The organism is Xanthomonas euroxanthea (assembly GCF_903989455.1).
Lineage (GTDB): Bacteria > Pseudomonadota > Gammaproteobacteria > Xanthomonadales > Xanthomonadaceae > Xanthomonas > Xanthomonas euroxanthea.
Genome location: NZ_LR861803.1, coordinates 801,972 through 826,872, shown reverse-complemented (window position 1 = coordinate 826,872; position 24,901 = coordinate 801,972). Strand labels below are relative to the sequence as shown.

The window sequence follows — 24,901 nt, the reverse complement described above, 5'->3', positions numbered from 1 at the left end:
TCAGGCCGGAAGCGAAAGGTCGGGCAACGCGGACGCGGGCTGCAGGACGAGACCGAACTGGCGCGCCAGCTGATCGAGCAGCACCGCCTTGACGGCGTCCATCCCGGAGGGGCCGCCCAAGTCTAGCACCGAGGTCACCTGCAGGCCCTGGTAGCCGCAGGGATTGATGCGGTGGAACGGCTCCAGGTCCATCGCCACGTTGAACGACAGGCCGTGGAAGGTGCAGCCGCGCCGCACCCGGATGCCGAGCGCGGCAATCTTGGCCCCGCCCACGTACACGCCCGGCGCGCCGTCGCGGCGCTCGGCGACGATGTTCCACTCTTCCAGCGTGTCGATCAGCGCCTGCTCGATCTTGCACACGTAATCGCGTACGCCGATCCTGAGCCGGCGCAGATCCAGCAGCGGATAGACCACCAGCTGGCCCGGGCCGTGGTAGGTCACCTGGCCACCACGATCGACCTGCAGCACCGGAATCTCGCCCGGCGCCAGCACGTGCTCGGGCTTGCCCGCCTGGCCCAGCGTAAACACCGGCGCATGTTCGACCGCCCAGACCTCGTCGGCCGTGGCGTCATCACGCGCATCGGTGAACCGCTGCATCGCGCGCCACACCGGCGCGTACTCCTGTCGACCGAGATCGCGCCACTGCGCCGGCAGGGCGGGGACCGGGCCCGCCAGCGTCTGCACCGCTACAGCGTCCACTTCACTTCCGGATGGTCGCGCAGCGCCTGGTGCGCAGCGTCGAACTGCGCGCGGCTTTCGGCGCGGAAGCCGATCTTGACCGAGACATACTTGCCGCTGGACGAATGCTTCCAGCTGATGCTTTCCTCCAGCAGCTCCACGCCGGTGGCGGCGAGCAGGCGCGGAAGTTCGCTTTCCAGCCCGCGCTCGGCCGCGCCCATGGCGCTGAGCTCGAAGGTGCCGGGAAACTGGAAGCCGTGATCGGGGTTGTCGGTGCTGATTTCCATCCGCCCATTATCGGGACGATGGCGGACAAACCCAAGCCCGCAGTACGTGGGAAAGAACGACGGGGCCACCGGGGCCCCGTTGTTTCACGCCAGACGCGTCACGCCCGGCATGGATGGCGCTAATTGCTTATTTGGACAGTTCCAGCATGGCCGACGAGACCCAGCCGCGATTGCCCATTTCGTCTTCGACTTCCCACATGACGCCTTCCTTGGTGCCGGTCGGGTACAGCATCATGCCCGGCTCCAGCGTGCGCACGGCTGCGCCAGTGCCCTTGGCATTGCCCAACAGACGCCCCGCACGGGTCACGGTCACAGCCTGCTGCACATTGGATGCAGCCGCGTTGCCGGACAGACCGCCGAGCTGGGTGACGACGTCGGTGTAAGCCTGCAGATAGGCCAGGGTGATCACTTGGCCGATCTCGGTGTTGGCATAACCGCCGGCACCGGCCGCGCCGTAGTCGCCGCCGGTGAAGACGTTGCCACGCGCGCCCCAGCCCAGGTCGGTCTTCTTGGCGTTGCCTTCGGCCATGGCGACCTGTTCGGAGGAGCGCACATCGGTGATGGTCAGCACCACGTCAGCGGTCTTCTTGTTGAGGTTCAGGCCACCGACCAGGTTGCCGGCATTGCCACCCACCAGGCCGCCCAGCATGCCGGCAATGGCACTGCCGCCGGCATTGTGGTTCTGCGAAATGAGGTCCGGCGTCATCACATAATCGGCTGCGCGGATCTGGCCCTTGCCCACGTTGGAACGTGCGCGCAGATCGCCGTTTGCCGCCATATCGCGCTCGCGCTGCGATGCCGCCATGCCCGCGCCACGGTCCACCAGGGTGAAGCAGCGGGAACGGTTGACGAAGACCTTGATCAACTTGGATGGCGCCGGCAATTGCTGACCGGACCACCAGTTGACTGCGTCCTCCGGCTCGATCACCGACAGGCTGCCCAGCGGCTTGGCACACACCGGGATCTGCGCGACGGCATCCTTGCGCTGATCCTGTGCGGAGCCCTTGAAGGCATCCTTCAGTCCGGCCAGGGCCGGCGCGCTGACGCTGGCCAGTGCAATGCCCACCACGCCGGACAACAGCGCTGCGCTCACAGAAATCGTCTTGCTCATATTGTTCCCCTGACACCTGCGCTGCCGTCGGCAAACGCGATCCGTTGTGATGAAACGGCCTGAAAAGGCCGCCGTTCCTTGGGGCTGGTTTCCCCGGGGGCGGATCATATGCTATTCGCGCGAGCTTTTCATGGCCGTCATACCGCAAATGGAACGGACTGGTGTTCCAGACCCCGCCGCTGCATCCAGGCGGCTCGGGCATGATCCCTCCTGCACATTCACGCGGCGCAGCCGTGGCCGCAGGCACCTTTGCCCCACATCGTCCTTCCTACCTTCCCAGGCCCTCCATGCTTCGACCGCGCGCGTTGACCGCTGCCCTGCTGCTTTCTCTTTCCGGGCTGTCGATGCCGGCCCTGGCCGCCGACCAGTGCGACTCCAGCAGAATGAGCCGGACCCCGCCGGCGGTGAACTTCCGGGTCGACAATGACCTGTTCGGTGGGGAGGACCAGGATCAGGGCTACTCCAATGGTGCGGTACTGACGCTGGTCTCGCCCAACCTGGTCGACTACACAGACGACCCCTGCCTGCCGCGCACCGCGCGCTGGGTCAACGGCTACCTGGAGCGCCTGCATCCGGGCGAGTTCGAGCAGCAGAACATGGTGTTCTCGATCGGGCAGGCGATTTTCACCCCCACCGATCCGACCCGCCGCGATGTGATCCCCGACGATCGCCCGTATGCGGGCATCCTGCTGGCGAGCTTCGGCTACAACGCGCGCAACGATGCGCAGCTGCGCACCACCCAGCTGCAGATCGGCGTGGTCGGCCCATGGGCGTTTGCGCAGGAAGCGCAGGACGCCATCCACGACATCCTGGGCGACGAGAAGTTTCAGGGCTGGGACAACCAGCTGCACAACGAGCCGCTGATCAACCTGGTCCACGAGCGCATGCGCCGTTGGCCGGGCGATGCGGCGGTCAATGCAGACGGCTTCGGCTGGGACTTCATTTCGCATTGGGGCGGCTCGGTCGGCAACATGGCCACGCATCTGAATGCCGGTGGCGAGGCACGCTTTGGCTGGAAACTGCCGGACGACTTCGGCAGCACCCCGACCCGCCCGGCCGGCGAGAACACCGCCCCCAGCCGGCTCGGGCGCGCCAGCGGCTGGTCGGGCCATCTGTTCGTGACCACCGATGCGCGCTGGGTGTTGCGCGACATCACCCTGGACGGCAACACCTTCCGCAACAGCCACAGCGTGGACAAGCGTGCGTTCGTGGGCGATGTCGGCTACGGCCTGGCGGTGATGTACGGCCGCTGGAAGTTCGCCATCGCCCGCTACCACCGCACCCGCGAATTCGACACCCAGCGCGAAACGCCGGTGTATGGCAGTTTCACGATCAGTCGGATGCTTTGAGGGCTGGGAATCGGGAATTGGGAAAAGGGAATAGGTAGAACAAGAGCGACACCCCGCCTCTCCGATTCCCGATTCCCGATTCCCGATTCCCGATTCCCGATTCAAAAGAAAAAAGCCGGCTTTCGCCGGCTTTTTCTTTGGATCACTCCGATTCCCACCACATCCAGAACGCATCCCAGAGGCGCTTGAAGAATCCGCCTTCTTCCACGGCATTGATGGCGACCAGCGGGGCCTGGGCGATGATCTTGCCGTCCAGGCTGACCTTGACGGTGCCGATCTGCTGGCCCTGCTTGATCGGGGCCTGCAGGTTCTTGGCCACTTCCATGCTGGGCTTGAGGTCGTTGTAGCGGCCGCGCTGCAGGCTGACCAGCAGCGGCTGGGCCACGCCGAGCTGCACTTCGTCCTGCTCGCCCTTCCAGACCTTCTGCTTGGTCACGACCTTGCCGGGCGCGTACAGGCTGTGGGTTTCGAAGAAGCGGAAGCCCCAGTTGAGCAGGGCCAGGCTGTCGTCGGCACGCTGGCGCTCGGACGAATCGCCCATCACCACCGCCACCAGGCGCTGGTCGCCGCGCTTGGCCGAACTCAGCAGGCAGTAGCCAGCCTCGGAGGTGTGTCCGGTCTTGATGCCGTCCACCGCCGGGTCGCGCCACAACAGCAGGTTGCGGTTGTTCTGCTTGATGCTGCCGACCTGGAATTCCTTGATCTTGTTGTAGGCGTAGGTCTCCGGGTAGTCGCGCACCATCGCCCGGCCCAGCATGGCCAGGTCATAGGCGGTGGAATGGTGGCCTTCGGCGCTGAGGCCGTGCGCGTTGACGAAGTAGGAGTCCTTCATGCCGATCTTGGCGGCGTAGCTGTTCATCAGCGAGGCGAAGGCCTCTTCGCTGCCGGCCACATGCTCGGCCAATGCGATCGCGGCATCGTTACCGGACTGGATCGCCATGCCCTTTTCCATGTCTTCCAGACGCGCGGTCTGGTTGACCGGAAAACCGCTGTAGCTGCCGTCGGTGCCGGCGCCGCCCTCGCGCCAGGCGCGCTCGCTCATCATGACCTGGTCGTCGCGCTTGACCTTGCCGTTCTTGATTTCGGCAGCGACCACGTAGGACGTCATCACCTTGGTGATGCTGGCCGGCGCCAGTTGCTGGTGGATATTTTCACCGGCCAGCACCTGCCCGGTGGCGTAATCCATCAGGATCCACGACTTGGACACGGCCGGGGCGGGTGCGGGCGGAACCGGGACGGCGGCCGGCGCAGCGGCAACGGCAGGCGTCGGCTGCGGCGCAGGCGTCTGGGCGCAGACCAGGCCAAAGGCGAACGTGGCCACCGCAGCGGCGGCGAAGCGGAATTTCATTGAAGAACGACTCCTGACGGGCCCGAAGGCTGGGTAATGCGAAATTGTAAGGCGCCGCGGCGATCAGGGCGACGCGCCAGCGGCCGCGCGCGCCTGCGCAGTTCAGCGATGGTGGCAGGTGGCGTGCCGAGTGCGGCTGACAGCACCCGGGCATCGGGCGCGCGAACAGGGCGCGCAGGGATCACGGTTGCTCGACGACAGCTTGCGAAGTCAGGCGCCGGACCCTCCGCCGACGCCTTGGCAGACAGTTCGACCCGGCCTAGTTGGCAACGATCTGCGGACGCCCGAAGCCCAGGCCGGCGATGCGCTGCGCGATTTCCGAGGCATTGGCGTGGTCACGCGCGTTGACGCGCAGCCGCCACAAGGTACGGCCGCCGCTGACGATGTCGCTGACGCTGGCGCCGGCAATGCCGGCCGAGGCCAGCTGCGACAGCGCGCGGTTGGCGTTTTCGCGGCTGGCGAAGCTGGCCACCTGCAGCAGGATGTCGCCCAATGCCGCCTCGGCCACGCTCGGCGCCTTGGCTGGCGCCGGCTCGCTCCTGAGCGGACGTGTCGGGGCGCTGTCGGCGGGCTTGACCGCCGCGACCGCGACCGGCGCGGCCGCCACCGGAACGGACGAGGCCGGCCGTGGCGCGGCGGCAGACGGCTTGCCGGTGGCCACGCGCACGCCCTGCGCCTTCATCCAGGCATCGAAATTGTCGGCATTGCCGGGCTGGCGCGAGTCGGCCACGCGGTAGCGCCAACGCTCGCCCGCGGGAACCGCAGCAGTCCCGGCACTGCTTGCCACTGCGGCGGCGACCGGAGCGGCGGCGCTGGCGGCCCCTGCGCGCGGAGCGGCGGACGGCACTGTGCGGGTAGGCAGACGCTGCACCAGGCCATCGATCTGGCTGGCGCTGGCGGCCGGCCGTGCGGCGGCCACCGCGGTGCTGACCGGTGCGCTGCCGCTGCGGCGCTTGGCCAGCAGATTGCCGTTGTCGGCTTCGGTCAGGCCACGCACCTCGACGTTGCCGGTGCCCTTGCCGGTGATGCCCAGCTTGACCGCGGCGGCGTAGCTCAGATCGATCACGCGCCCGTCGTGGAAGGGGCCGCGGTCGTTGACGCGCACCACCACCGAATCGCCGGTGTCGGTATTGGTCACCAACGCAAAGCTGGGCAGCGGCAAGGTCTTGTGCGCGGCGGTGAAGGCGTACATGTCGTAGACCTCCTTGTTGGAGGTCAGCCGGCCGTGGAACTTGCTGCCGTAATACGAGGCGGTTCCGCGTTCGACATAGTCGCCGGGGCTGTCCATCACCACGTAGCGCTTGCCCAGCACCTCATACGGCGAGCGGTTGCCCACCGCCGAGCGCGGCTCGTTGGTGACCAGCGGTTCGGGGATGCAGGCCACGTTGGGCACATGGTCCGGCGTGGTGTCCTTGACGCCGGGCTTGTACAGGCCGCCGGCGGTGTAGTCGCCGCGCGTGGACGGGTCTTCCTTGGCGGCCGCGTACGGCGAGGTCGAGGGGCAACCGGTGGCGACATACGCCGGCCCCTTGCCGTCGACCTTGACGCCCTTGATGGCGCCGCTTCCGCCAGTGCCGGCGCTCTTCTTCGGTGCACTGCTACAGGCCGCCAGGCCGAGCATCAGCGCCATCGGGATCAGCCACTTGGGGCCTGTCGTGCTGTTCATGCCGGGGGTAACTCCTTGCCGGCGATGGCCTCGGACAGCTGGAACACGGCCATCGCGTACATCTTGGAAATGTTGTAACGGGTGATCGCGTAGAAATTCTGGAAGCCCAGCCAGTACTGCTTGCCGTTGGCATCGTCCAGGGTGATCGGCGTGGCGGTAGTGCCGGCCACCACCGGCGCATCGGGGTGGTAGCCGCGCGCGGACAGATCGGCCAGCGTGTGCACCGGCGACCAGTCGGTGGGATTGAATTCCTCGTGGCCTGCGGCCAGCGTGGCCGGCACCGCGACCTGGCCACCGCGCACCCAGCCGCCCTTCTTGACGAAGTAGTTGGCCACCGAGGCGAACACGTCGTTGTGGTCGGTGAACAGGTTGCGCTTGCCGTCGGCATCGCCATCGACGGCGAACTGGCGGTAGCTGGACGGCATGAACTGGCCCATGCCCATCGCGCCGGCATAGCTGCCGATCAGCGTGGTGACATCGAGCTGCTCTTCCTTGCCGAGCGCGAACAGCTGGCCGAGTTCATCGCGGAAGAACAGCTCGCGACGCACTTCGCGTTCGAGCTTGGCCGGGTCGCCGCTACGCGGGTAGCGGAACGCCAGCGTGTACAGCGCGTCCAGCACGCGGTACTTGCCGGCGTTGCTGCCGTAACTGGTTTCCACCCCGATGATGGCCACGATCACCTGCGCCGGCACGCCGGTGGCTGCTTCGACCTTGCTCAGCTCTGCACGATGTTCGGCTAGGAACTTGCGGCCGCCATCGATGCGCGCCTGGGTGATGAACATCGGGCGGTATTCGTTCCACGGCTTGACCCGCTCGGCCGGGCGCGACATCGCGGTGACGATGGCGTCCTTGAACTGCGCCTGCGCCAGCACCGCTTCGATCTGTGCGGCGTCGATGCCGTACTTGGCAGCGGTGTCGCGCACGAAGTTGGCACGGGCGATCTCGAACGGCACCGGGGTCAGGTCCACCGGCGGCAGCGCGGGCGCTTCGGCAGCCGCACTGACGGGCGCGACCGGGGTGCTCGGCGGCTTGGCCGGGGGCGCGCTGGCGGCCAGCGCGACCGGGGTGCTCGGCGGCTTGGCCGGGGGCGCGCTGGCGGCCGGCGGCGGGGTCGGAGGGCTGGGCTGGGTCGCGCAGGCGACAAGGCCGAGAGTGAGCAGGCAGGTCAAAGTGCGTCGAATCATCGGCCGAGGGTAACAGAGAACAGATGAACTTCTGGCAATAAGGCCATGAAAGGAAAGAGCTTTGAGTGGCAGGGATTCGGGATTCGGGATTCGGGATTCGGGATTGGGGATTGGCCGGTGCCGCGCGGAATGGGGAGTGGGGAGTGGGGAGTGGGGAGTGGGGAGTGGGGAGTGGGGAGTGGGGAATGGGGAATGGGGAATGGGGATTGGGGAGTCGGGATTGGTGCGGGGGTGCGGGGTGCTCGTGCGCCGACCGGGGCTGTCTGGTGGACCGGGCCAGGCGCTGGCGAGGCTTTGCGTTTGGCGGCATGCCGTGGGCCTGCTTCTGGCTTCTTCATCTGAGGGCATTAGCGGCCGGCTTTGGTCCCTTGATGTCGATCCGGCCGTCAGGCGCGGCCGGGTGGCCGCGCCTGGTTGATTACAGGGCCGGGAAGCGCGGTGCGGTCGAGCAGGTGGGCACGCTGCCGCCGAGTTGCACGGTGGGCGTGGTGACATTGCTGCCGGTCGGGGTGAGCGCGCTGTTGCTGAGCCCGATCCGCGCGTCGCTGGCGGTGACCGCGGTATTGCCGGTGGCCACGTTGGCCAGTGTCAGGTCCAGCGGCGTCTGCGCATCGAAACCTCTCAGGATCCAGCCCTTGCCCTTGAGGCCGGCATCGCCGGTGGTGCGCAGGCCGTTGACGACGATGTCGCTGAAGCTGGGCTTGGTGCCGCTGCCGCCGGTCGCATAGAACGGGTTGATCACCAGCGGGCTGGTCACCCCGTACAGGCAGGTATTGCGATAGGTCACCAGGCTGACCGGGCCGCCCTTGGCCAGGCTGGTCTTGATGCGCAGCCCGGTGTTGTCGGTGCTGCGATTGCCGGCATCGTCGCTGGCCGTGATGGCGTTGTTGTCGACCAGCACGTTGTTGACCCCGGACATCACCTCGCTGCCGATCGAGATGCCGTGGGTGCCGTAGCAGCGGTTGTCGCGCACGCTGATGTTGCCGGACCTGGACGCAATGGTCTTGATCGCCACGCAGTCGTCGCCGCCCATCACATCGTTGTCGACCAGGCTGGCGTTGACCACGCTGTCCAGGTCCAGGCCGTCGGTGTTGGGGCTGGTGGCCGGCGATTTCACCCGCACGCCCCAGATGGTCAGGCCATCGACGATGTGCGCGAAGAAATGAAAGTACGCCGCGTTGATCAGATTGACGTGGTAGAGGGTGAACGTGGTGGAGTTCTGCACCTTGATCAGGTCCGGGCTGTTCTGCACCTGGCCGGCAGTCTTGGCGTTTTCGCCGAATTGCCACCAGGTGGTGGTCCTGCCGAGCATGGGCAGGTCGCCACGCCCATCGATCGTGCCCTGCCGCCCGCCGGTGCGTACGCCCATCACGCCGGACCTGGCGCCCTTGATGCCGATCAGCGGCAGGCAGCCACCGCTCTTGGCGCCCGCAACGCCGCAACCGCTGCCGTAATCGGCCGGATTGCGCGAGCCGTACAGGGTCACGCCCTGATCGACGACCAGGGTGACGCCGGTGGGAATCGTCAGCGGGCCGCTGAGAAACGCGTCGCCGGTGCCGGCCTTGAGCAGCACGCTGCCGTTCTTGCCGGTGCAGGCCGTCAACGCGGCCTGGATGGTCTTGGTATCAGGCGGCGCGCTTTCCAGCGCGGCATCGAACAGGCGCCCGCTCGGCGTGTGGCTGGCGCTCACCGCCTGGCAGGTGGCAGGAATCGCCGGCTCGGACACGGCGCGCGCATCGCCGCTGGCAAGGGTGATGGCGCCGGCGTGTGCAGCGAACGTCAGACAGACACCGCCGAGGGCGGCGCTTAGCAATTTCATGGAAGAGGTCACCGGAAAGAGGAATGGTGCGCGCCTGCAGCTGCAACGCGACGCAGCCGCGGGCAGACAGCGGCGCATCGGACTCTACGGCGCAACGCCCTCACCCACAGAAGGCGAGCGAACCCGGTGCCGCACGTGCGAAGCGGCCCTGCGTCGGCGTGTCGTCATTGCAACGCAGCACGCACAACCGCACGCGTCCTGCGCAGTGTCAGCGGCGTGTCATGCGCCTGTCGCACGCGGCGCGGTGCACCTGGTTGGCCATGATTCGTTCTGGCGAGGCGGGTACGCCTGCCACTCTGGGCTGCAGCACGCGCCGGCTCAGTACCCGTGCACCGGACGGTGCGTCTTGACCGCCATCACCAGGCCCAGGCCGGCCAGCAGCGACACCGCCGAGGTGCCGCCGTAACTCATCAGCGGCATCGGCACGCCCACCACCGGCAGCAGGCCGGAAATCATGCCGCCGTTGACCAGCACGTAGACGAAGAACGCCAGCCCGGTGGCACCGGCGACCAGGCGCGAATAGGTGTCGCGCGCCTGCGAGGCGATCCACAGGCAGCGCGCGATCACGATCAGGTACAGGCTGAGCACGGTCGCCACGCCGATCCAGCCGAATTCTTCACTGAGGACCGAGAACGCAAAGTCGGTGGTCTGTTCGGGGATGAAGTTCAGGTGCGACTGCGACCCCAGCCCCCAGCCCTTGCCGTCGAAGCCGCCGGAACCGATCGCGATCTTGGACTGGATGATGTTCCAGCCGGCGCCCAGCGCATCGTTTTCCGGGTTGAGGAACATCATGATGCGGTCCTTCTGGTACGGCCGCAGCAGCCAGAACCAGGCCACCGGCGCGGCCGCCGAGACGCCACCCACGCCCACCGCCACCCACCACCACGGCAGGCCGGCCAGCAGCAGCACGAACACCCCGCTGGCGGCGATCAGCACGCCGGTGCCGAAGTCCGGCTGCAGCATGATCAGGGCGGTCGGCACGCCGATGATCACGCCGGTCACCAGCACGGTGGAGATGCGCGGCGGCAACGGCATGCGGTGCAGATACCAGGCCGCCATCATCGGCAGGCTGATCTTGAGCAACTCGGCCGGCTGCAGGTAGAACAGTTTCAGATCCAGCCACTGGCGGCCGTATTTGCCGGTGCCCAGCGCGAACACTGCCAGCAATGGCAGCATCGACAGGCCGTACACCCACGGCGTCCAGGCGCGCAGGCGCAGCACCGACATGCGCGAAATGCCCCACATCGCAGCCAGGCCGATGACAAAGCGCACGGCTTGCGCCATCACCAGGTGATCGCCGTTGGCGGCGCCGCCGGCGCTCTTGAGCACCGACAGCCCGATCACCATCAGCGCACCCAGCGCCAGGCACAGCACCCAGTCCAGGCTGCGCGTGAAGCGCGCCACCATGTCCACCAGCCAGCGCAGGATGTCACTCAATGGTCGGTCTCCTGGACCGCATCGGGCACATCCGGCACCACCGGCTGCGCCGGCGTATTGGGGTCCAGGGCCACCGCGGTCTGGCCGATCACCACCGGCAGCTCGTCCAGCGTGGCCGCGGCCGCATCGCCGGCCTGGCGCGCATCGGTGGCGCCGGCTTCGAACTGGTTGACGCCCACGGCGGTCATGCCCAGCTCGCTGTCCAGCGGCTCCAGGCCGGCGGGCAGCTTGCCGAGCAGCCAGGCGTCGAAGATCTTGCGTGCGATCGGCGCGGCCGAACTGGTGCCGAACCCGCCGCCCTCCACCGCCACCGCCACCGCGATGACCGGGTTGTCGGCCGGGGCGAAGCCGACGAACAGGCCACGGTGACGCAGATGCAGCGGCAGGCTGCGCGGATCCACCGCGGCCACGCCCTTGCGGCTGACCACCTGCGCGGTGCCGGTCTTGCCGGCCATCTGGTACGGCGCGCCGGGGGTGATCGCATAGCCGGTGCCGCCCGGACGCATGGTGTCCATCATGCCCTCGCGCACCACCTGCAGGTGCGCCGCGCTCGGGCTGATCGGCTTGCCCGGCGGCTGGATCATCGGCTGCCAGGGGTGGTCGAAGCCGGTGCGCTCCTCCAGCACCAGGTGCGGGCGCAGCAGCAGCCCGCTGGCGATCGCCGACACCCCGCGCGCCAGCTGCAGCGGCGTGACCTTCCAGTCACCCTGGCCGATGGCGATGTTGACGGTGTCGCCGGGGTACCAGCGTTCCTTGCGGGTCTTGTACTTGTAGGCCGGCGACGGCAGGATGCCGCCGATCTCGCCGAGCAGGTCCACCCCGGTCGGTTGACCGAAACCGTACTCGCCCATGTAGTGGTCGAACCGGTCGATGCCCATGTCCACCGCCAGGCGGTAGTAGTAGGTATTGACCGACTGGGCGATCGACTTGCGTAGATCGGTCCAGCCATGGCCGCCGCGGTGCGAGTCGCCCCAGCCGCGGCTGACCCCGGGCAGGTAGAACATGCCGGTGGACAGCACCCGGTCTTCCGGCCGGCGCAGGCCGCTGTCCAGCCCGGCCAGCGCGATCAGCGGCTTGAGCGTGGAGCCCGGCGCCACCCCGCCCAGCACCAGCCGATTGAACTGCGGCCGCGACGGGTTGTCGTTGAGCATCTTGAAGTCGGTATGCGAGATGCCGTTGACGAACAGGTTGGGGTCGTAGCTGGGCAGGCTGACCATACCCAGGATCTCGCCGGTGCGCGGGTCCATCGCGATCGCCGCGCCTTCGTGCTCGCCGAACGCGGCCACCATCGCGCGCTGCAGGTCGGCATCCACCGACAGCCGCAGGTCCGCGCCCGACTGCGGCGCGACCCGGCCGACGGTGCGGATCGCCCGCCCCTGCACATTGGTTTCGACCTGCTCGTAACCGACCTGGCCGCGCAGGTCCTGCTCGTAGTAGCGCTCCAGCCCGGACTTGCCCATGTGGGTGAGCGCGGCATTGCCCTCGCCCAGCACCGCCAGGTCCTTCTCGTCGATGCGGCCGACGTAGCCGATGATGTGCGCGAACAGCGGGCCGTACGGGTAGCGCCGGGTCAGGTACGGCTCCAGCTCCACGCCGGGAAAGCGCCAGCGCTCCACCGCAAAGCGCGCCATTTCCTCATCGCTCATGCGCAGCTTGAGCGTGACCGGCAGGAAGCTGCGCCGCGCGCGCCGCTCGCGATTGAAACGTTCCAGGTCCTCCGGCGCGATCGGGATCACCTTGCCCAGCGCGGCCAGCATGGCGTTCATGTCGGTGACCTTGTCCGGGGTCACGTCCAGGCGGAAGGCCGGCACGTTCTCGGCCAGCAGCCGGCCGGTGCGGTCGTAAATCATGCCGCGCCCGGGCACCACCGGCTTGGGCTTGATGCGGTTGGCTTCCGAGCGGGTGGCGTAGACCTCGTGGTCGAGCACCTGCAGCTTGAAGTACCAGCCGCCCAGGCCGACCAGGCAGATCACCACCATCACAAAGCCCAGCACCGCACGCCGGCGGAACTGCTCGGCCTCCGCGTGCGGGTTCTTGGGGTGACGACGCCCGTGCATGGCTTACTTCTTGCTCCGCTTGCCCAACCGTACCGCATCCAGCAACACGAACAGCGGCGGCCACAGCGCCATGCCCAGCAGCGGCGCCCACCAGTAGCTCCACGGCAGGGTCGGCTCGCCCACCGCCAGATGCACCGCCGAGGAGACGATGCGGTCGTTGAGCAGCAGCCCGCCGATCGCCAGCGCCTGCTGCGAGACCGGGAAGAAGCGCATCCGCGCGCGGAAGCGCTGCAGGATGAAGGTCATGATCACCAGCCGCAGCGCCTGTTCGCCGAGCAGCCCGCCATACAGCAGGTCGGCCAGCACACCGGCCACGAAGGCGATGCCCAGCCCGACCCGGTCCGGCTCCTCGATCACCCAGTACGCCAGCACCAGCGCCAGCCAGTACGGACGCAGCGGCTGCACCACCACCGGCAGCGGCAGCAGGCCCAGCACCAGCGCGATGAGGATGCTCGCCGGCAGGATCCAGGTGTTGCGCATGCGGGTCATTGCTCCGTCTCCTTCGGAGACGGACGGGAATTGGGAATAGGGAATCGGGAATTGGTAGGAGCGCCACGCTGCGGCGTTGCGGTGGCTGCGCCCTGGTTGTTTCGGGGACGGGAATTGGGAATCGGGAATCGGGAATCGGTAGGAGCGGCCCCTTGCGACGATGCAGATGCTGCGCCTTGCCTGGTCAATCGCAAGGACGGCATCGATGCAGCACCGTTGCCGATTCCCGCTCCCTCATTCCCCATTCCCGACGGCTTGGCAGGCGCACTTCCTTGCGGCGGAACGGGAGTGGCCTGTCCGGTCGGCGTCGAGGCCGGCACCGATGCAGCACCGGCGCCGTTGCCACTCCCCATTCCCGATTCCCCACTCCCGATTCCCGGCGCCACGCGTAGCGGCTTGCCGGCACGCAGCAACAGCACATCGCGGCCGCGATCGAGCTTGGCGGCCGGGGTCAGTTCGCCGACCAGGAAGGCGTGGGTATCGTCCGGATGCAGTTCGGACACCTTGCCGACCGGAAAGCCGGCCGGGAAGCGGCCACCGAGGCCGGAGGTGACGATCTCGTCGCCCACCTGCACGCCGGCACTGAGCGGGATGTCGCGCAGTTCCAGCCGGTCGCCGCGGCCATAGACGATCAGGCGCACGCCGTTGCGCGCCACACTGACCGGCACCGCGTGGTCGGGGTCGGTCAGCAGCAGCACGGTCGAATGCAGCGGGGTCACCTCGATCACCTGGCCCATCAGCCCGCCGGCATCGATCACCGCCTGGCCCAGCAGCACACCATCGCGGCTGCCGGCGTCAAGCAGCAGGCGCTGCCGGGTCGGGTCCAGGTCGATATCCAGGATCGGCGCCAGCTGCACGTCCAGGCCGCGGCGCTCGGCCACGTTGAGCAGTTCGCGCAGCTGCGCATTGTCCAGCGCGGCGGTCTGCAGCCGGGTCAGGCGCGCATTGGCCACCAGCAGCTGGTTGCGCAGGTCGCGGGTTTCTTCCACCAGCTGCGCGTGGGTGGCGGCGTTGTCGCGCACCTGCGAGCCGATCCGCCCCGGCAACCCGGCCACGGCCCAGATCGGCTGGATCAGCAGGTTGGCCTGCAGGCGCACCTGGCTCAGCCAGCCCCCCCGGCTATCGAGCGCGATCAGCACGATCGCCAGCACCAGATAGACCAGCAGCCGCAGCGTGGAGGTGACTTCGCCCGGACGGGAGGCGACGGGAGGACCGGCGTAGGAGGGCACTGTCAGGGCCGGGAATGGGGAATCGGGAATGGAGAATCGGGAAGCAGTGTGCTGCCCCCGAGACGGTTGAGGCGAAAACTCACATGGGCGGGACCGCGTCGCAACCGCTCAGGAGCGCGGGCAGGGAATGCTTTCACGATTCCCTACTCCCGATTCCCGATTCCCGAAGGCCTCACTCCGGCGCGAAGAACTCGTTGCCATGCATGTCCACCAGCTCCAGCGCGCGACCGCCGCCGCGGGCCACGCAGGTGAGCGGGTCGTCGGCGACCTGCACGTGCAGGCCGGTTTCCTCGGAGATCAGGCGGTCCAGGTCACGCAGCAGCGCGCCGCCGCCGGTGAGCACGATGCCGCGCTCGGCCACGTCGGCACACAGTTCCGGCGGGGTCTGTTCCAGCGCCAGCTTGACCGCCGAGATGATGCCCGACAACGGCTCGTGCAACGCCTCGAGCACCTCGTTGGAGTTGATCTTGATCATCTTCGGCACGCCTTCGGCAAGATTGCGGCCGGAGATTTCCATCTCCTGCACCTCGTCCTGCGGGTAGGCGCAGCCGATCTGCAGCTTGATGCGCTCGGCGGTGGCTTCACCGATCAGCATGCCGTGGTTGCGGCGCACGTAGTTGGTGATCGACTCGTCGAAGCGGTCGCCGCCCACGCGTACCGACTGCGAGTAGACGATGCCGTTGAGCGAGATCACCGCCACCTCGGTGGTGCCGCCGCCGATGTCGATGACCATCGAACCGCGCGCCTCGGTCACCGGCATGCCGGCACCGATCGCCGCGGCCATGGGTTCTTCGATCAGGTAGACGTCGCGTGCACCGGCTTCTTCCGCCGATTCCTTGATGGCGCGGCGCTCGACCTGGGTGGAACCGGCCGGCACGCACACCAGCACGCGCGGGCTCGGGCGCAGGAAGCGCGACTTGTGCACCTTCTTGATGAAGTGCTTCAGCATTGCCTCGGTGTAGGTGAAATCGGCGATGACGCCATCCTTCATCGGGCGGATCGTGGTGATGTGGCCCGGGGTGCGGCCGAGCATCTGCTTGGCCTCGGCGCCGACGGCAGCCACCGAGCGCGTGCCGCCGATGGCGCGGTCCTGACGCACCGCCACCACCGAAGGTTCATTCAGCACAATGCCCTGTCCGCGCACGTAGATCAGCGTATTGGCCGTGCCCAGGTCGATGGACAGGTCGTTGGAGAACATGCCGCGGAGTTTCTTGAACATCGAGGGAGCCGTTCCTGAAAGAGTCGCTTGCCCTGTCGCCGATGCAGAACCAACTGGTCGATAAGCGGGCAGAAAACGAAGTCCACTAGCCTAGCAATCCCCCCCGGTGCGGGCAAGGAAAAATCGGCCGTTTCGGCGTGGTTTTCATGTGCCGGTCACGCCGGGCATGGCATGCGGTTGTGGCCCTGATCGATCGCAGCCGTTACCCTTTGCGCCGCGGCGCTCGCGCCGTCCCGCCGCCATGCCGGCAACTGGCGGGTATTTCCCAACGCAAAGGCCCGACTCGATGTCCGCACTGATCTGTGGTTCCCTCGCCTACGACACCATCATGGTGTTTCCGGACCAGTTCAAGAACCACATCCTGCCGGACAAGGTGCACATCCTGAATGTGTCGTTCCTGGTCCCGCGCATGCGCCGCGAGTTCGGCGGTTGCGCCGGCAACATCGCCTACAACCTGCATCTGCTCGGCGGCGCGCCGATCCCGATGGGCACCGTCGGCCAGGATTTCGGCCCGTATCGCGAACACTTCGAGGCGCTGGGCATCGACCTGTCGCGGGTGAAGATCATCGACGAGCTGTTCACCCCGCAGGCCTTCATCACCACCGACCACGACAACAACCAGATCACCGCCTTCCATCCGGGCGCGATGATGCGCAGCTACGAAAACCATGTGAAGGACGTGCCGGGCGTGACCCTGGGCCTGGTCGGCCCGGACGGGCGCGAGGGCATGATCCAAAATGCGGAAGAGTTCGCTGCCGCCGGCATTCCCTTCATCTTCGATCCCGGCCAGGCGATGCCGTTGTTCAACGGCCCGGAACTGCGCCAATTCATCGAACAGGCCGACTACGTGGTGGTCAACGACTACGAGTCCAACCTGCTGCAGGAACGCACCGGCTGGAACGAAAAGGACATCGTCTCGCGCGTGCAGGCCTACATCACCACCCAGGGCCCGAAGGGAGCGCTGGTACATACGCCGGAAAAGACCTACGACATCCCGCCGGCGCACGAGCGCCGCGTGGTCGATCCGACCGGCTGCGGCGACGCCTTCCGCGCCGGGCTGATCTACGGCATCCAGGGCGGCTACGACTGGCTGACGATCGGGCGGATGGGCAACCTGATGGGTGCGCTGAAGGTGGAGCATCCGGGCACGCAGAATCAGCGGTTCGATTTCAGCGAGTTCAATGATCAGTTCAAGCAGCAGTTCGGCTACGCGCTCTGAGACGGCATCTGCGCCCTCTGAGACGGCATCGGCGCCGCAGGTGCGCATCGACGTTGGAGTGTTGAGGCCGCAGCAAAGGTCGGTCGCCTGAGATCGCGGGCCGTGGCGACGGCGGGACATCTGGGTTGTCCGGGTTGACGCCTGGCGCAGTTCAACGACCAGTTCAAGCAGCAGTTCGGCTACGCGCTCTGACGCTGGCCTGATCTGCAGCGTCGAGCTCACACACCCCTTCTCCCTCGGGAGAAGGTGCCCCGCAGGGGCGGATGAGGGTACGAGCGAAGCCTCGTGCAGTTTGAACGGCACAAGGCTTCGCACCGTCCCCTCACCCCAACCCCTCTCCCGCAGGAAAGGGGCTCGTCTGCACCGCAATTTGCTGCAATGCAGTTTGAGCATGGCAGCGATCTGTGCCTCTACTGACGCTTCGCGCCCACTGAGGAACGCTGGCCCATGTCAGAGCCAAGCGTTGTCGCCGCCACGTCCATCGCCCTGCCCGAGATCGAACCGGATGCGCTCCGGCAGATCCGCCGGCTGCGCGACATTGCGCCGCTTGCCGCACCACTGTCGCGCTCGTGGCGGCGCTGCCTGGACGATTACGCCTTGTTGCCCGAGGCAGCCCCCGAGCCGCTGGTGCACGATGCGCTGCACGTGCGCGAGCGCCAGCAACGCCTGGGCGATGTGCTGCGCATTGCCAAGGTGGAGATGGAAAATCTCTACGAGCAGATCGCTGGCAGCGGCTATGCGGTGATCTTTGCCGACGCCGAGGCAACCGTGCTGCACAGCGTGCACGACCCGACCCTGCTGCGCGAATTCCGCCAGGCCGGTCTGTTCTGCGGCGCCAGCTGGGCCGAGTGCCATCAAGGCACCAACGGCCTGGGCACCTGCGCGGCCGAGCGCACTGCGGTGAGCGTGCATCGCGGCGAACATTATCTGACCCGCCATCTGCCGCTGTCGTGCAGCGGCGCGCCGATCCTGGACCCGCACGGCGGCCTGCTGGCGGTGCTGGATGCCTCCACCCCCAATGCGCAGGACGGCAAGCAGACCCAGCGCCACACCGTGGCGCTGGTGAGCATGTCGGCGGCGCAGATCTCGCGCTCGCACTTCCTCAACCAGTTCGGCCATGCCTTCATCCTGCGCTTCCATAGCCGGCCCGAGTTCGCCGGCCTGCTGCACGAGGCGCTGATTGCGATCGACACCGACGGTCGCGTGCTGGCAGTCAACGAGGCGGTGCTGGAGCAACTGGGCAAGCTCGATCGCAGCCAGCTGGTGGGCCGCAACATCGCGCAGGTGATGCAGCTGGATTTCGACACCCTCGAACACCGCGCCGGCAGCGATGCCGGCACCTTGTGGTCGATCCGCTGCGCCTGCCACGGGCGGCGCTTCTACGCGCTGGTGCGCCCGCCGCGTGCGCGCCCCGCGCTGCCGGCGGTGGGCGGGCCGGCGCAGCTGGCGCCCGATACCGAGCTGCAACCCGGCGAGCACGTCGGCTCGGATTCGCGCATGCGCCACAACCTGGCCAATGCGCTGAAGCTGGCCGCACATCGCGTATCGATCCTGCTGCGTGGCGATACCGGCACCGGCAAGGAGGAATTCGCCAAGGCAGTGCATCGTGGCTCGCCATGGGCCGGCGGCGCCTTCGTGGCGATCAACTGCGCGGCGATTCCCGAGGCGTTGATCGAGAGCGAATTGTTCGGGTATGCGCGCGGCGCATTCACCGATGCCGCGCGCGAAGGCCGCCACGGCAAGCTGCTGCAGGCCAGCGGCGGCACGCTGTTCCTGGACGAAATCGGCGACATGCCGCTGCCGTTGCAGAGCCGCCTGCTGCGTGTCCTGGAAGAACAATGCGTCACCCCGCTGGGCAGCGAACGCGCGGTGCCGCTGGAGCTGCACGTGATCAGTGCCAGCCACCGCGATCTGGCGCAGCGGGTGGCGGCCGGCGAGTTTCGCGAGGACCTGTATTACCGGCTCAATGGCGTGGTGCTGCATCTGCCGCCGCTACGCGAACGCAGCGACAAGGCCGAGCTGATCCGCACCCTGCTGCGCGAGGAGAACAGCGAGCACAGCGTGCGCATCAGCGAAGAAGCGATGCACAAACTGCTGAGCTACGCATGGCCGGGCAACCTGCGCCAGTTGCGCAATGTGCTGCGCACGGCGGCGGTGTTGTGCAGCGACGGGGTGATCCGCCTGCCCAACCTGCCGCAGGAAATCGTCGATGCCGGCAGCGCACCGTGCCTGGTCGATGGCCGCGCGGTGGCCGCCGACGACATGCCCGGCCGCGCCGCACTCGACCAGGCCGAACGCCTGGTGCTGCAGCAACAACTCGAACGCCACCGCTGGAACGTCAGCCGCACCGCCGATGCCCTGGGTATCAGCCGTAATACGCTGTATCGCAAGCTGCGCAAGCACGGCCTGGATACCGGTTGAATGGGGAATGGGGAATCGTAGAGCTAACGCCCTGCACTCACCTATTCCCGATTCCCAATTCCTCTGCGATCAGAGCGCCCAACGCACCCCGATCAGATACTGCCGCGGTACGCCCGGTGCGAGAAACCGCGCCGGGCCGGTTTCCACCGGCGCATCCTGCGGGCGCGCCAGTTCGCCATCGGGGAACACGTCTTCGGCCACTGCCGCGTAGGTTGCATAGCGGCGGTTGAAGACGTTGTCGACGCGGGCGAACAGCGACAGCCGCGCACTGACTTGCCAACGCGCCTGCATGTCCACCAGCGCATAGCCGGCGGTGCCGATGTCGATGCGCGCAGGCGCGGGCTCGCCGTCTTCGGCGTTGTCGACCTGGCCATCCTCGTTGCCGCTGGCCACGCGCCCAGACACCGCACGCACCCCGGCGCCCAGCGTCAGCGCATCGCGCTGCCATTCCACGCCGAGCTTGAGGTTGTGGCGCGGCAACGCGGCGATGCGCAGGCCTGGCCGCAAGGCGATCACGCGCTCGCCGGACAGCAGCTCGCCATCGCTGCGGTAGGTCGCCTCCAGAAAGCTGTAGCCGGCCGACCAGTGCCAGTTGCCGCTGTGCAGGCGCAGCGCCAGGTCCGCGCCCTGGTAACGGGTGCGGCCGACATTGTCGAAGTAACCCAGCTGCGTATCCGGTGCGCGCAGGAACAAAATATCGTCGCGATTGTCGGCGCGGTACACCGACACGCTCGCGCTGCTGTCGGTCGACGGTGTCCAGCGCGCACCCAGTTCGTAGGTGCGCGAAACGATCTGCTCCAGGCGCGGATCGGCCTGCAGGCCGGTCGGCAATCGGCACGGCTGGGTGGGATCGGCGCAGCCCAGTTCGATCGCGGTAGGCGCACGGCTGTTCTGTGCGACCGAGCCGTACAGCGTCAGCCCCGAAGCGAGCCGATGGGTCAGCCCCAACGACGGGTTGGCCTTGGCGTAGACGAAGCGCTCGCGTGGGCGGTCGCCGTCGTCGGCAGTGGAGAGAATGTTGTCCACCACCACATGGTTCCAGCGCACTGCGGCGCTGAGATGGGTGGCCTCGTCCAGCGCCCAGGTGTCGGCGACGAACACGCCCAGCGTCTTGGTGCTGCCGCGCACGCCGGAAAAGAACGCACGCCCGGCATCCGGATCGGCAGCGACCGAGCGGTCCGGCTGCACCCAGCCATCGCGCGCGAATTGCCGATAGCGCACATGACCACGATCGAAGGTCACGCCGGTGCTGAGCGCATGCGTGCCCCATTGCCTGCTCAGGTTGAGCGCAAGCCCCTGCGCCTCCTGGCGCATCTGGGTGGTGTTGAGCGCGCCGGTGGGCAGGGCGTCGGCATCGGCGCGTGCGACATCGCACTCGGCATCCAGCGCACTGCCGTCGGCAGCGTAACCGGAGGCGCATTCCTCGACGAATTCCTCGTAGTCCTCGCCGATATCGCCATTGACGGTGTCGCGGCGGCCCACCCGCGAATAAGCCAGTGCATGCAATGCGGTGTCCGCATCGAAACGATGGTCCAGTTGCGCGGTGAACAGCGTAGTGCGATTGCGGGTGAGATCGGGCGAGGTGTACACCGCGCGGCGGTCGGCGCGATACAGGCCGGGCTCGGGGCCATCGTCGGTATAACGCGTATCCGGCAGCAGGCCATTGCCGATCAGGCGGCTGCGCCCGTGCAGCACCGACAGGCTCCAGTCGGTCTGCTCGCCTTGCTTGCCGACCTTGCCGAACACGGTGCCCAGGCGGCCCTCGGAGGCATCACGCCAGCCGTTCTCGTCGAAGCCGGTGACCGCGACAAGCCCATGCCAGCCGTCCTGGCTGGCGAGCCCGTAACTGGCATCCAGTCGCTTGCGCGCACCGCTGCCGATGCTCGCTTCGCCCTGCAATCCCGGCGCGGTGAGGCCCGATGCGGTGGACAGCACCACCGCGCCACCGAGCGTGTTCGGCCCGAACAAGGGATTGGAGCCTGGCATCAGCGTCACCGCATTGATGGCCGACTCGGGCAGCATGTCCCAGCTGACGATGTCGGCAAACGGTTCGTTGAAACGCACCCCATCCAGATACACCGACACGCCCTGCGAGGCGCCCGGCAAGGCGGAGGCGCGAAACCCGTGGAAGGTGAGATCGTTCTGGAACGCGCTGCCCTGCACGTCGTTGCCATCCACGCCGACGAAGCGCCGCTGCAGCAGGTCGCCAAGGTTGTTGCTGCGCCCGCGCGACAACGCGCTGTCGGTGGCCGACTGCACCATGTAAGGCAGTTGCGCCGCGTCGATGGTGGTGCCGGGAATCGGCGTGGCGGTGACCTCGATGCGGTCCAGCCAGGTCACCTGCGGCGCGTCTTCGGCCATCGCAGTGCCGATCGTACCAGCGCACAGCAGCGCTGCGCAGGCGCAGGCAAGCCGATGTCGTTGCAATGCATCGCGGCCATGGTGTGCGACGCGAAGCGGCGGTGTGCTGCGATACCCCAGTAAGTGATGCGTCGACCTCATGTCGTCTCCCTCAATAAAGCACGATCGATTTGATGCCACGCGCCGCGCGCAGATCCGCCAGCGCCTGATTGATGTCGTCCAGCGCCAGGATGCGGGTGATCAACGGGGCCAGCTGCAGATCGCCATGCAGATAGCGCGCGACATAGCCGGGCAGCTCGCTGCGCCCTTTCACCCCACCGAACGCGCTGCCGCGCCACACCCGCCCGGTCACCAGCTGAAACGGGCGCGTGCTGATTTCCTGCGCGTCGTCGGCCACGCCGAGGATGACGCTCTCGCCCCAGCCCTTGTGGCAGCACTCCAGCGCCGCGCGCATCGCGCCGACATCGCCCACGCATTCGAAGCTGTGGTCGGCGCCGCCATCGGTGAGGTCCACGATCACCTGCTGGATCGGCGCGCCGTAGTCGCGCGGATCCAGGCAATCGGTGGCGCCCAGGGCACGCGCCAGCGCGAACTTGGCCGGGTCGATATCCACCGCGATGATGCGCCCGGCCTGCGCCAGCACCGCGCCCTGCACCACCGACAGGCCGATGCCACCCAGGCCGAACACCGCCACGCAGTCGCCGGGCCGCACATGCGTGCTGTTGAGCACCGCACCGACGCCGGTGGTGACCGTGCAGCCAAGCAGGCAGACCTGATCCAGCGGTGCATCCGGCGGGATCCGCGCGACCGCGATCTCCGGCACCACGGTGTATTCGGAAAACGTGCTGGTGCCCATGTGGTGCAGGATCGGCCGCCCGTGCAACGAGAACCGGCTGCTGCCATCGGGCATCAGGCCGCGCTCCTGGCTGCTGCGGATCGCCTGGCACAGGTTGGTGCGACCGGAGCGGCAGAACTTGCACACACCGCATTCGGGCATGTACAGCGGGATGACGTGATCGCCGGGCCGCACGCTGGTGACGCCGATGCCGATTGCCTCGACGATGCCCGCGCCCTCCTGCCCCAGGATCGCCGGAAAGCTGCTCGCCTGCCCGTGCGCCAACGCATGCGCATCGCCGTGACAGATACCGGTGGCAACCAGGCGCACCAGCACCTCGCCGGGCCGCGGCGGCTGCAGGTCCACCTCTTCGATGGTCAGCGGCTGATGCGGACCCCATGCCACCGCAGCGCGTGTCTTCATCCGGCCCCCCTGGCGCGCGTCGGCATGGCCGCCGCTCAGCGCGCGATGACCACGCCCCACGGCAGGTCGCCGACGGGGATCTGTTTGATCTCGCGCAATGCGACGGTGTCGATCACGCTCACGGTGTTCGAGCGCCCGTTGGCGACATACAGCTTGTCGCCGGCCGGGGTCAGTGCCGGATTCCACGGCCGCAGCCCCACCGTGATCTCGGCAAGCCTGCGCGCGCTTTGGGTATCGATCACGCTGACCGTGCCGGCACCGCCGTTGGACGCATACAGCCGCGTGCCATCGGCCGACAACGCCACGCCCGCCGTGCGTACGCCGGCCGGCAGACTGGCGCGGCGTCGGCGCGTCTGCAGGTCGATCACGTCCACCACGTTGGCGGTCTCCTGCGCGATGTAGACGCTGTGCCCGTCCGGTGCGAATGCCATGCCGCGCGGATGGCCGCTGGTGGCGACCACACCGCGCGATCGATGGGTGGCCAGCTCGATCACGTCCATGTCGTTGGAACCTTCGTTGCTGGTGAGCAACCACTGCCCGTCCGGCGTGTAGGCGCAATGCTCCGGCGCCTGCCCGCGCGTGGCGATCACCTGTTGCACGCGGAACTGCGCCGCATCGATCAGCATCACCTGGTTCTGCCCTTCCACGCACACCGCGAACTGCCTGCCGTCCGGCGACAGCGCGATGCCCTCGGCGTTCTCGCCGATCTGCACGCTGCGCAGCACCGCGTCCTTTTCGGTATCCAGTTCGATCAGGCGATGATGCTCGGCATCGATCAGGTACAGATGCCCGTGCGGGCCCGGCAACACCTGCTGCAAGCGCTTGCCCAGTTGCCCCTGCGCGCTGAGCGTGCGCACCACCGTATCGCTGTGCGTATCGATCACCGATACCGTACCGCTGCGTTGATTGGGAACATACGCAAACACCGGCGGCATCGATGGCGCCGGTGTTGCTGCAGGAGCCGCAGTCGTCGTTGTCGCCGGCGCAGCGTTTGCCGCGGGCGGCTGCGCATCGCGCCGGCAACCGGCCAGGCCCAGCAGCACGCCCAGCGCGGTGGTCGCCAGGACGCGCTGCCACCCGATGGGCGCTGGCCTCATTGCGCCTTGCCCGCGGTCTTGTTGATCGAGTGGATGAAGGCGAGCAGTTTCTCGGTGTCGCCCGGCTTGAGCACCGGCGCGAACGGCGGCATCTGCCCGACCACCTTCTCATGCCCGATGCGGGTCTTGCCGTGGGTGATCATCGCGGCGGTGCCCTCGCTGATCAGCGTACGCAAGGTGTCGTCGTCGCTGCCATACACCCAGATGTCGTTGGTCAACGGCGGGCACATGCCGCCGCCACCGGTGCCGCCATGGCAGGCATTGCAGCCGGCCGAGAAATAGATCTTCTTGCCTTCGGCGATCAGTTCGGGAGTGACCTTGACCTCCGGCCCCTTCGGGATCGCCACGACGGTAGCCGGCGCTGCGGGCGGGGTGGCCGGATCCGGCGCAGGCCCGGCGGACGGGTTGGGCATCCCGGCGGGCGTCGCTGCGGGCGCCGGCGCGGCGGCGCCGGTGGCCGGCGCAGGCGTGCTGGCAGCCGGCGGAGCGGCGGCCTCGGACGCGGGCGCTGGCGGCGGTGCGTCCTTGCCGCAGGCGGCCAGCAGCATGCTGAGCATCACCGCGCACAACGGCGCGCGGACGGAACGATCGGAACAACCCACGGTGGACTTGCGCATGAACGAACCTTTCTGGTCGGAGGGAACACCGCGCACCCCGTGCGCGCGGCGGGTG

19 protein-coding genes are annotated in these 24,901 nt (G+C 67.7%); 3 read left to right on the top strand and 16 right to left on the bottom strand.

Going from position 1 to position 24,901, the window contains the following annotated elements; genetic code table 11:
- The 3 genes from lipB to H7A86_RS03420 all read right to left on the bottom strand — a co-directional run bounded on the left by lipB (position 1) and on the right by H7A86_RS03420 (position 2,076).
- Positions 1 to 597, bottom strand: a complete 597-nt coding sequence (gene lipB / locus H7A86_RS03430) for a lipoyl(octanoyl) transferase LipB (RefSeq protein ID WP_243840453.1) — start codon at positions 595 to 597, stop codon at positions 1 to 3.
- An 89-nt stretch (positions 598 to 686) separates the two neighbouring features.
- Positions 687 to 965 (bottom strand): YbeD family protein, encoded by a 279-nt coding sequence (locus H7A86_RS03425; protein ID WP_104583778.1) that lies wholly within the window; start codon positions 963 to 965, stop codon positions 687 to 689.
- Between the two features lie 127 nt (positions 966 to 1,092).
- Positions 1,093 to 2,076 (bottom strand): CsgG/HfaB family protein, encoded by a 984-nt coding sequence (locus tag H7A86_RS03420; protein WP_104583777.1) that lies wholly within the window; start codon positions 2,074 to 2,076, stop codon positions 1,093 to 1,095.
- 287 nt (positions 2,077 to 2,363) lie between these two features.
- On the opposite strand from H7A86_RS03420, the gene H7A86_RS03415 reads away from it, so the two are divergent.
- Entirely contained in the window at positions 2,364 to 3,425 is a 1,062-nt protein-coding gene (locus tag H7A86_RS03415; protein ID WP_104583776.1) for a lipid A deacylase LpxR family protein, read from the top strand.
- A 142-nt stretch (positions 3,426 to 3,567) separates the two neighbouring features.
- On the opposite strand, the gene H7A86_RS03410 is transcribed toward H7A86_RS03415, so the two are convergent.
- The 9 genes from H7A86_RS03410 to H7A86_RS03370 all read right to left on the bottom strand — a co-directional run bounded on the left by H7A86_RS03410 (position 3,568) and on the right by H7A86_RS03370 (position 15,873).
- Entirely contained in the window at positions 3,568 to 4,773 is a 1,206-nt protein-coding gene (locus tag H7A86_RS03410) for a D-alanyl-D-alanine carboxypeptidase family protein (RefSeq protein ID WP_104583775.1), read from the bottom strand.
- Between the two features lie 259 nt (positions 4,774 to 5,032).
- Positions 5,033 to 6,439, bottom strand: coding sequence for a septal ring lytic transglycosylase RlpA family protein (locus H7A86_RS03405; protein WP_119130676.1), 1,407 nt, complete (start codon positions 6,437 to 6,439; stop codon positions 5,033 to 5,035).
- Complete coding sequence (gene mltB / locus H7A86_RS03400) at positions 6,436 to 7,623, bottom strand: lytic murein transglycosylase B (RefSeq protein ID WP_119130675.1); 1,188 nt, start codon at positions 7,621 to 7,623, stop codon at positions 6,436 to 6,438. Before mltB ends, H7A86_RS03405 begins: the two co-directional genes overlap by 4 nt.
- A gap of 418 nt (positions 7,624 to 8,041) precedes the next feature.
- Complete coding sequence (locus H7A86_RS03395; RefSeq protein WP_119130674.1) at positions 8,042 to 9,442, bottom strand: glycoside hydrolase family 28 protein; 1,401 nt, start codon at positions 9,440 to 9,442, stop codon at positions 8,042 to 8,044.
- A 318-nt stretch (positions 9,443 to 9,760) separates the two neighbouring features.
- Positions 9,761 to 10,879, bottom strand: a complete 1,119-nt coding sequence (gene rodA / locus H7A86_RS03390) for a rod shape-determining protein RodA (RefSeq protein ID WP_104583771.1) — start codon at positions 10,877 to 10,879, stop codon at positions 9,761 to 9,763.
- The gene (mrdA, locus tag H7A86_RS03385; RefSeq protein WP_119129563.1) at positions 10,876 to 12,936 is read right to left on the bottom strand and encodes a penicillin-binding protein 2; all 2,061 of its coding nucleotides are present in this window, start codon (positions 12,934 to 12,936) and stop codon (positions 10,876 to 10,878) included. Before mrdA ends, rodA begins: the two co-directional genes overlap by 4 nt.
- 3 nt (positions 12,937 to 12,939) lie before the next feature.
- Positions 12,940 to 13,425: a rod shape-determining protein MreD gene (mreD, locus tag H7A86_RS03380; protein WP_104583769.1), complete on the bottom strand. Its 486-nt coding sequence runs from the start codon at positions 13,423 to 13,425 to the stop codon at positions 12,940 to 12,942.
- Positions 13,422 to 14,654: a rod shape-determining protein MreC gene (gene mreC / locus H7A86_RS03375; protein ID WP_119130673.1), complete on the bottom strand. Its 1,233-nt coding sequence runs from the start codon at positions 14,652 to 14,654 to the stop codon at positions 13,422 to 13,424. The genes mreD and mreC overlap by 4 nt, the downstream gene beginning before the upstream one ends.
- A 172-nt stretch (positions 14,655 to 14,826) precedes the next feature.
- On the bottom strand, positions 14,827 to 15,873 hold the full coding sequence (locus H7A86_RS03370; RefSeq protein WP_006452025.1) for a rod shape-determining protein: 1,047 nt from the start codon (positions 15,871 to 15,873) through the stop codon (positions 14,827 to 14,829).
- 286 nt (positions 15,874 to 16,159) lie between these two features.
- On the opposite strand from H7A86_RS03370, the gene H7A86_RS03365 reads away from it, so the two are divergent.
- Both H7A86_RS03365 and H7A86_RS03360 read left to right on the top strand, forming a co-directional pair.
- Positions 16,160 to 17,092 carry a carbohydrate kinase family protein gene (locus tag H7A86_RS03365; protein ID WP_104583767.1) on the top strand — a complete coding sequence of 311 codons (933 nt, stop codon included), beginning with the start codon at positions 16,160 to 16,162 and terminating at the stop codon, positions 17,090 to 17,092.
- Between the two features lie 447 nt (positions 17,093 to 17,539).
- Positions 17,540 to 19,513 carry a sigma-54-dependent Fis family transcriptional regulator gene (locus tag H7A86_RS03360; RefSeq protein ID WP_119130672.1) on the top strand — a complete coding sequence of 658 codons (1,974 nt, stop codon included), beginning with the start codon at positions 17,540 to 17,542 and terminating at the stop codon, positions 19,511 to 19,513.
- Between the two features lie 69 nt (positions 19,514 to 19,582).
- Here H7A86_RS03360 and H7A86_RS03355 read toward each other — a convergent pair whose 3' ends face one another.
- The 4 genes from H7A86_RS03355 to H7A86_RS03340 form a co-directional block, all read right to left on the bottom strand.
- On the bottom strand, positions 19,583 to 21,874 hold the full coding sequence (locus H7A86_RS03355) for a TonB-dependent receptor (protein WP_180708026.1): 2,292 nt from the start codon (positions 21,872 to 21,874) through the stop codon (positions 19,583 to 19,585).
- Positions 21,875 to 22,025: 151 nt separating this feature from the next.
- The gene (locus H7A86_RS03350; RefSeq protein ID WP_119130726.1) at positions 22,026 to 23,132 is read right to left on the bottom strand and encodes an S-(hydroxymethyl)glutathione dehydrogenase/class III alcohol dehydrogenase; all 1,107 of its coding nucleotides are present in this window, start codon (positions 23,130 to 23,132) and stop codon (positions 22,026 to 22,028) included.
- Between the two features lie 35 nt (positions 23,133 to 23,167).
- The gene (locus tag H7A86_RS03345; RefSeq protein ID WP_119130670.1) at positions 23,168 to 24,229 is read right to left on the bottom strand and encodes a beta-propeller fold lactonase family protein; all 1,062 of its coding nucleotides are present in this window, start codon (positions 24,227 to 24,229) and stop codon (positions 23,168 to 23,170) included.
- A complete protein-coding gene (locus H7A86_RS03340; RefSeq protein WP_166767622.1) occupies positions 24,226 to 24,882 on the bottom strand; it encodes a c-type cytochrome in 657 nt (218 codons plus the stop codon). Before H7A86_RS03340 ends, H7A86_RS03345 begins: the two co-directional genes overlap by 4 nt.
- Between the last annotated feature and the right edge of the window lie 19 nt (positions 24,883 to 24,901).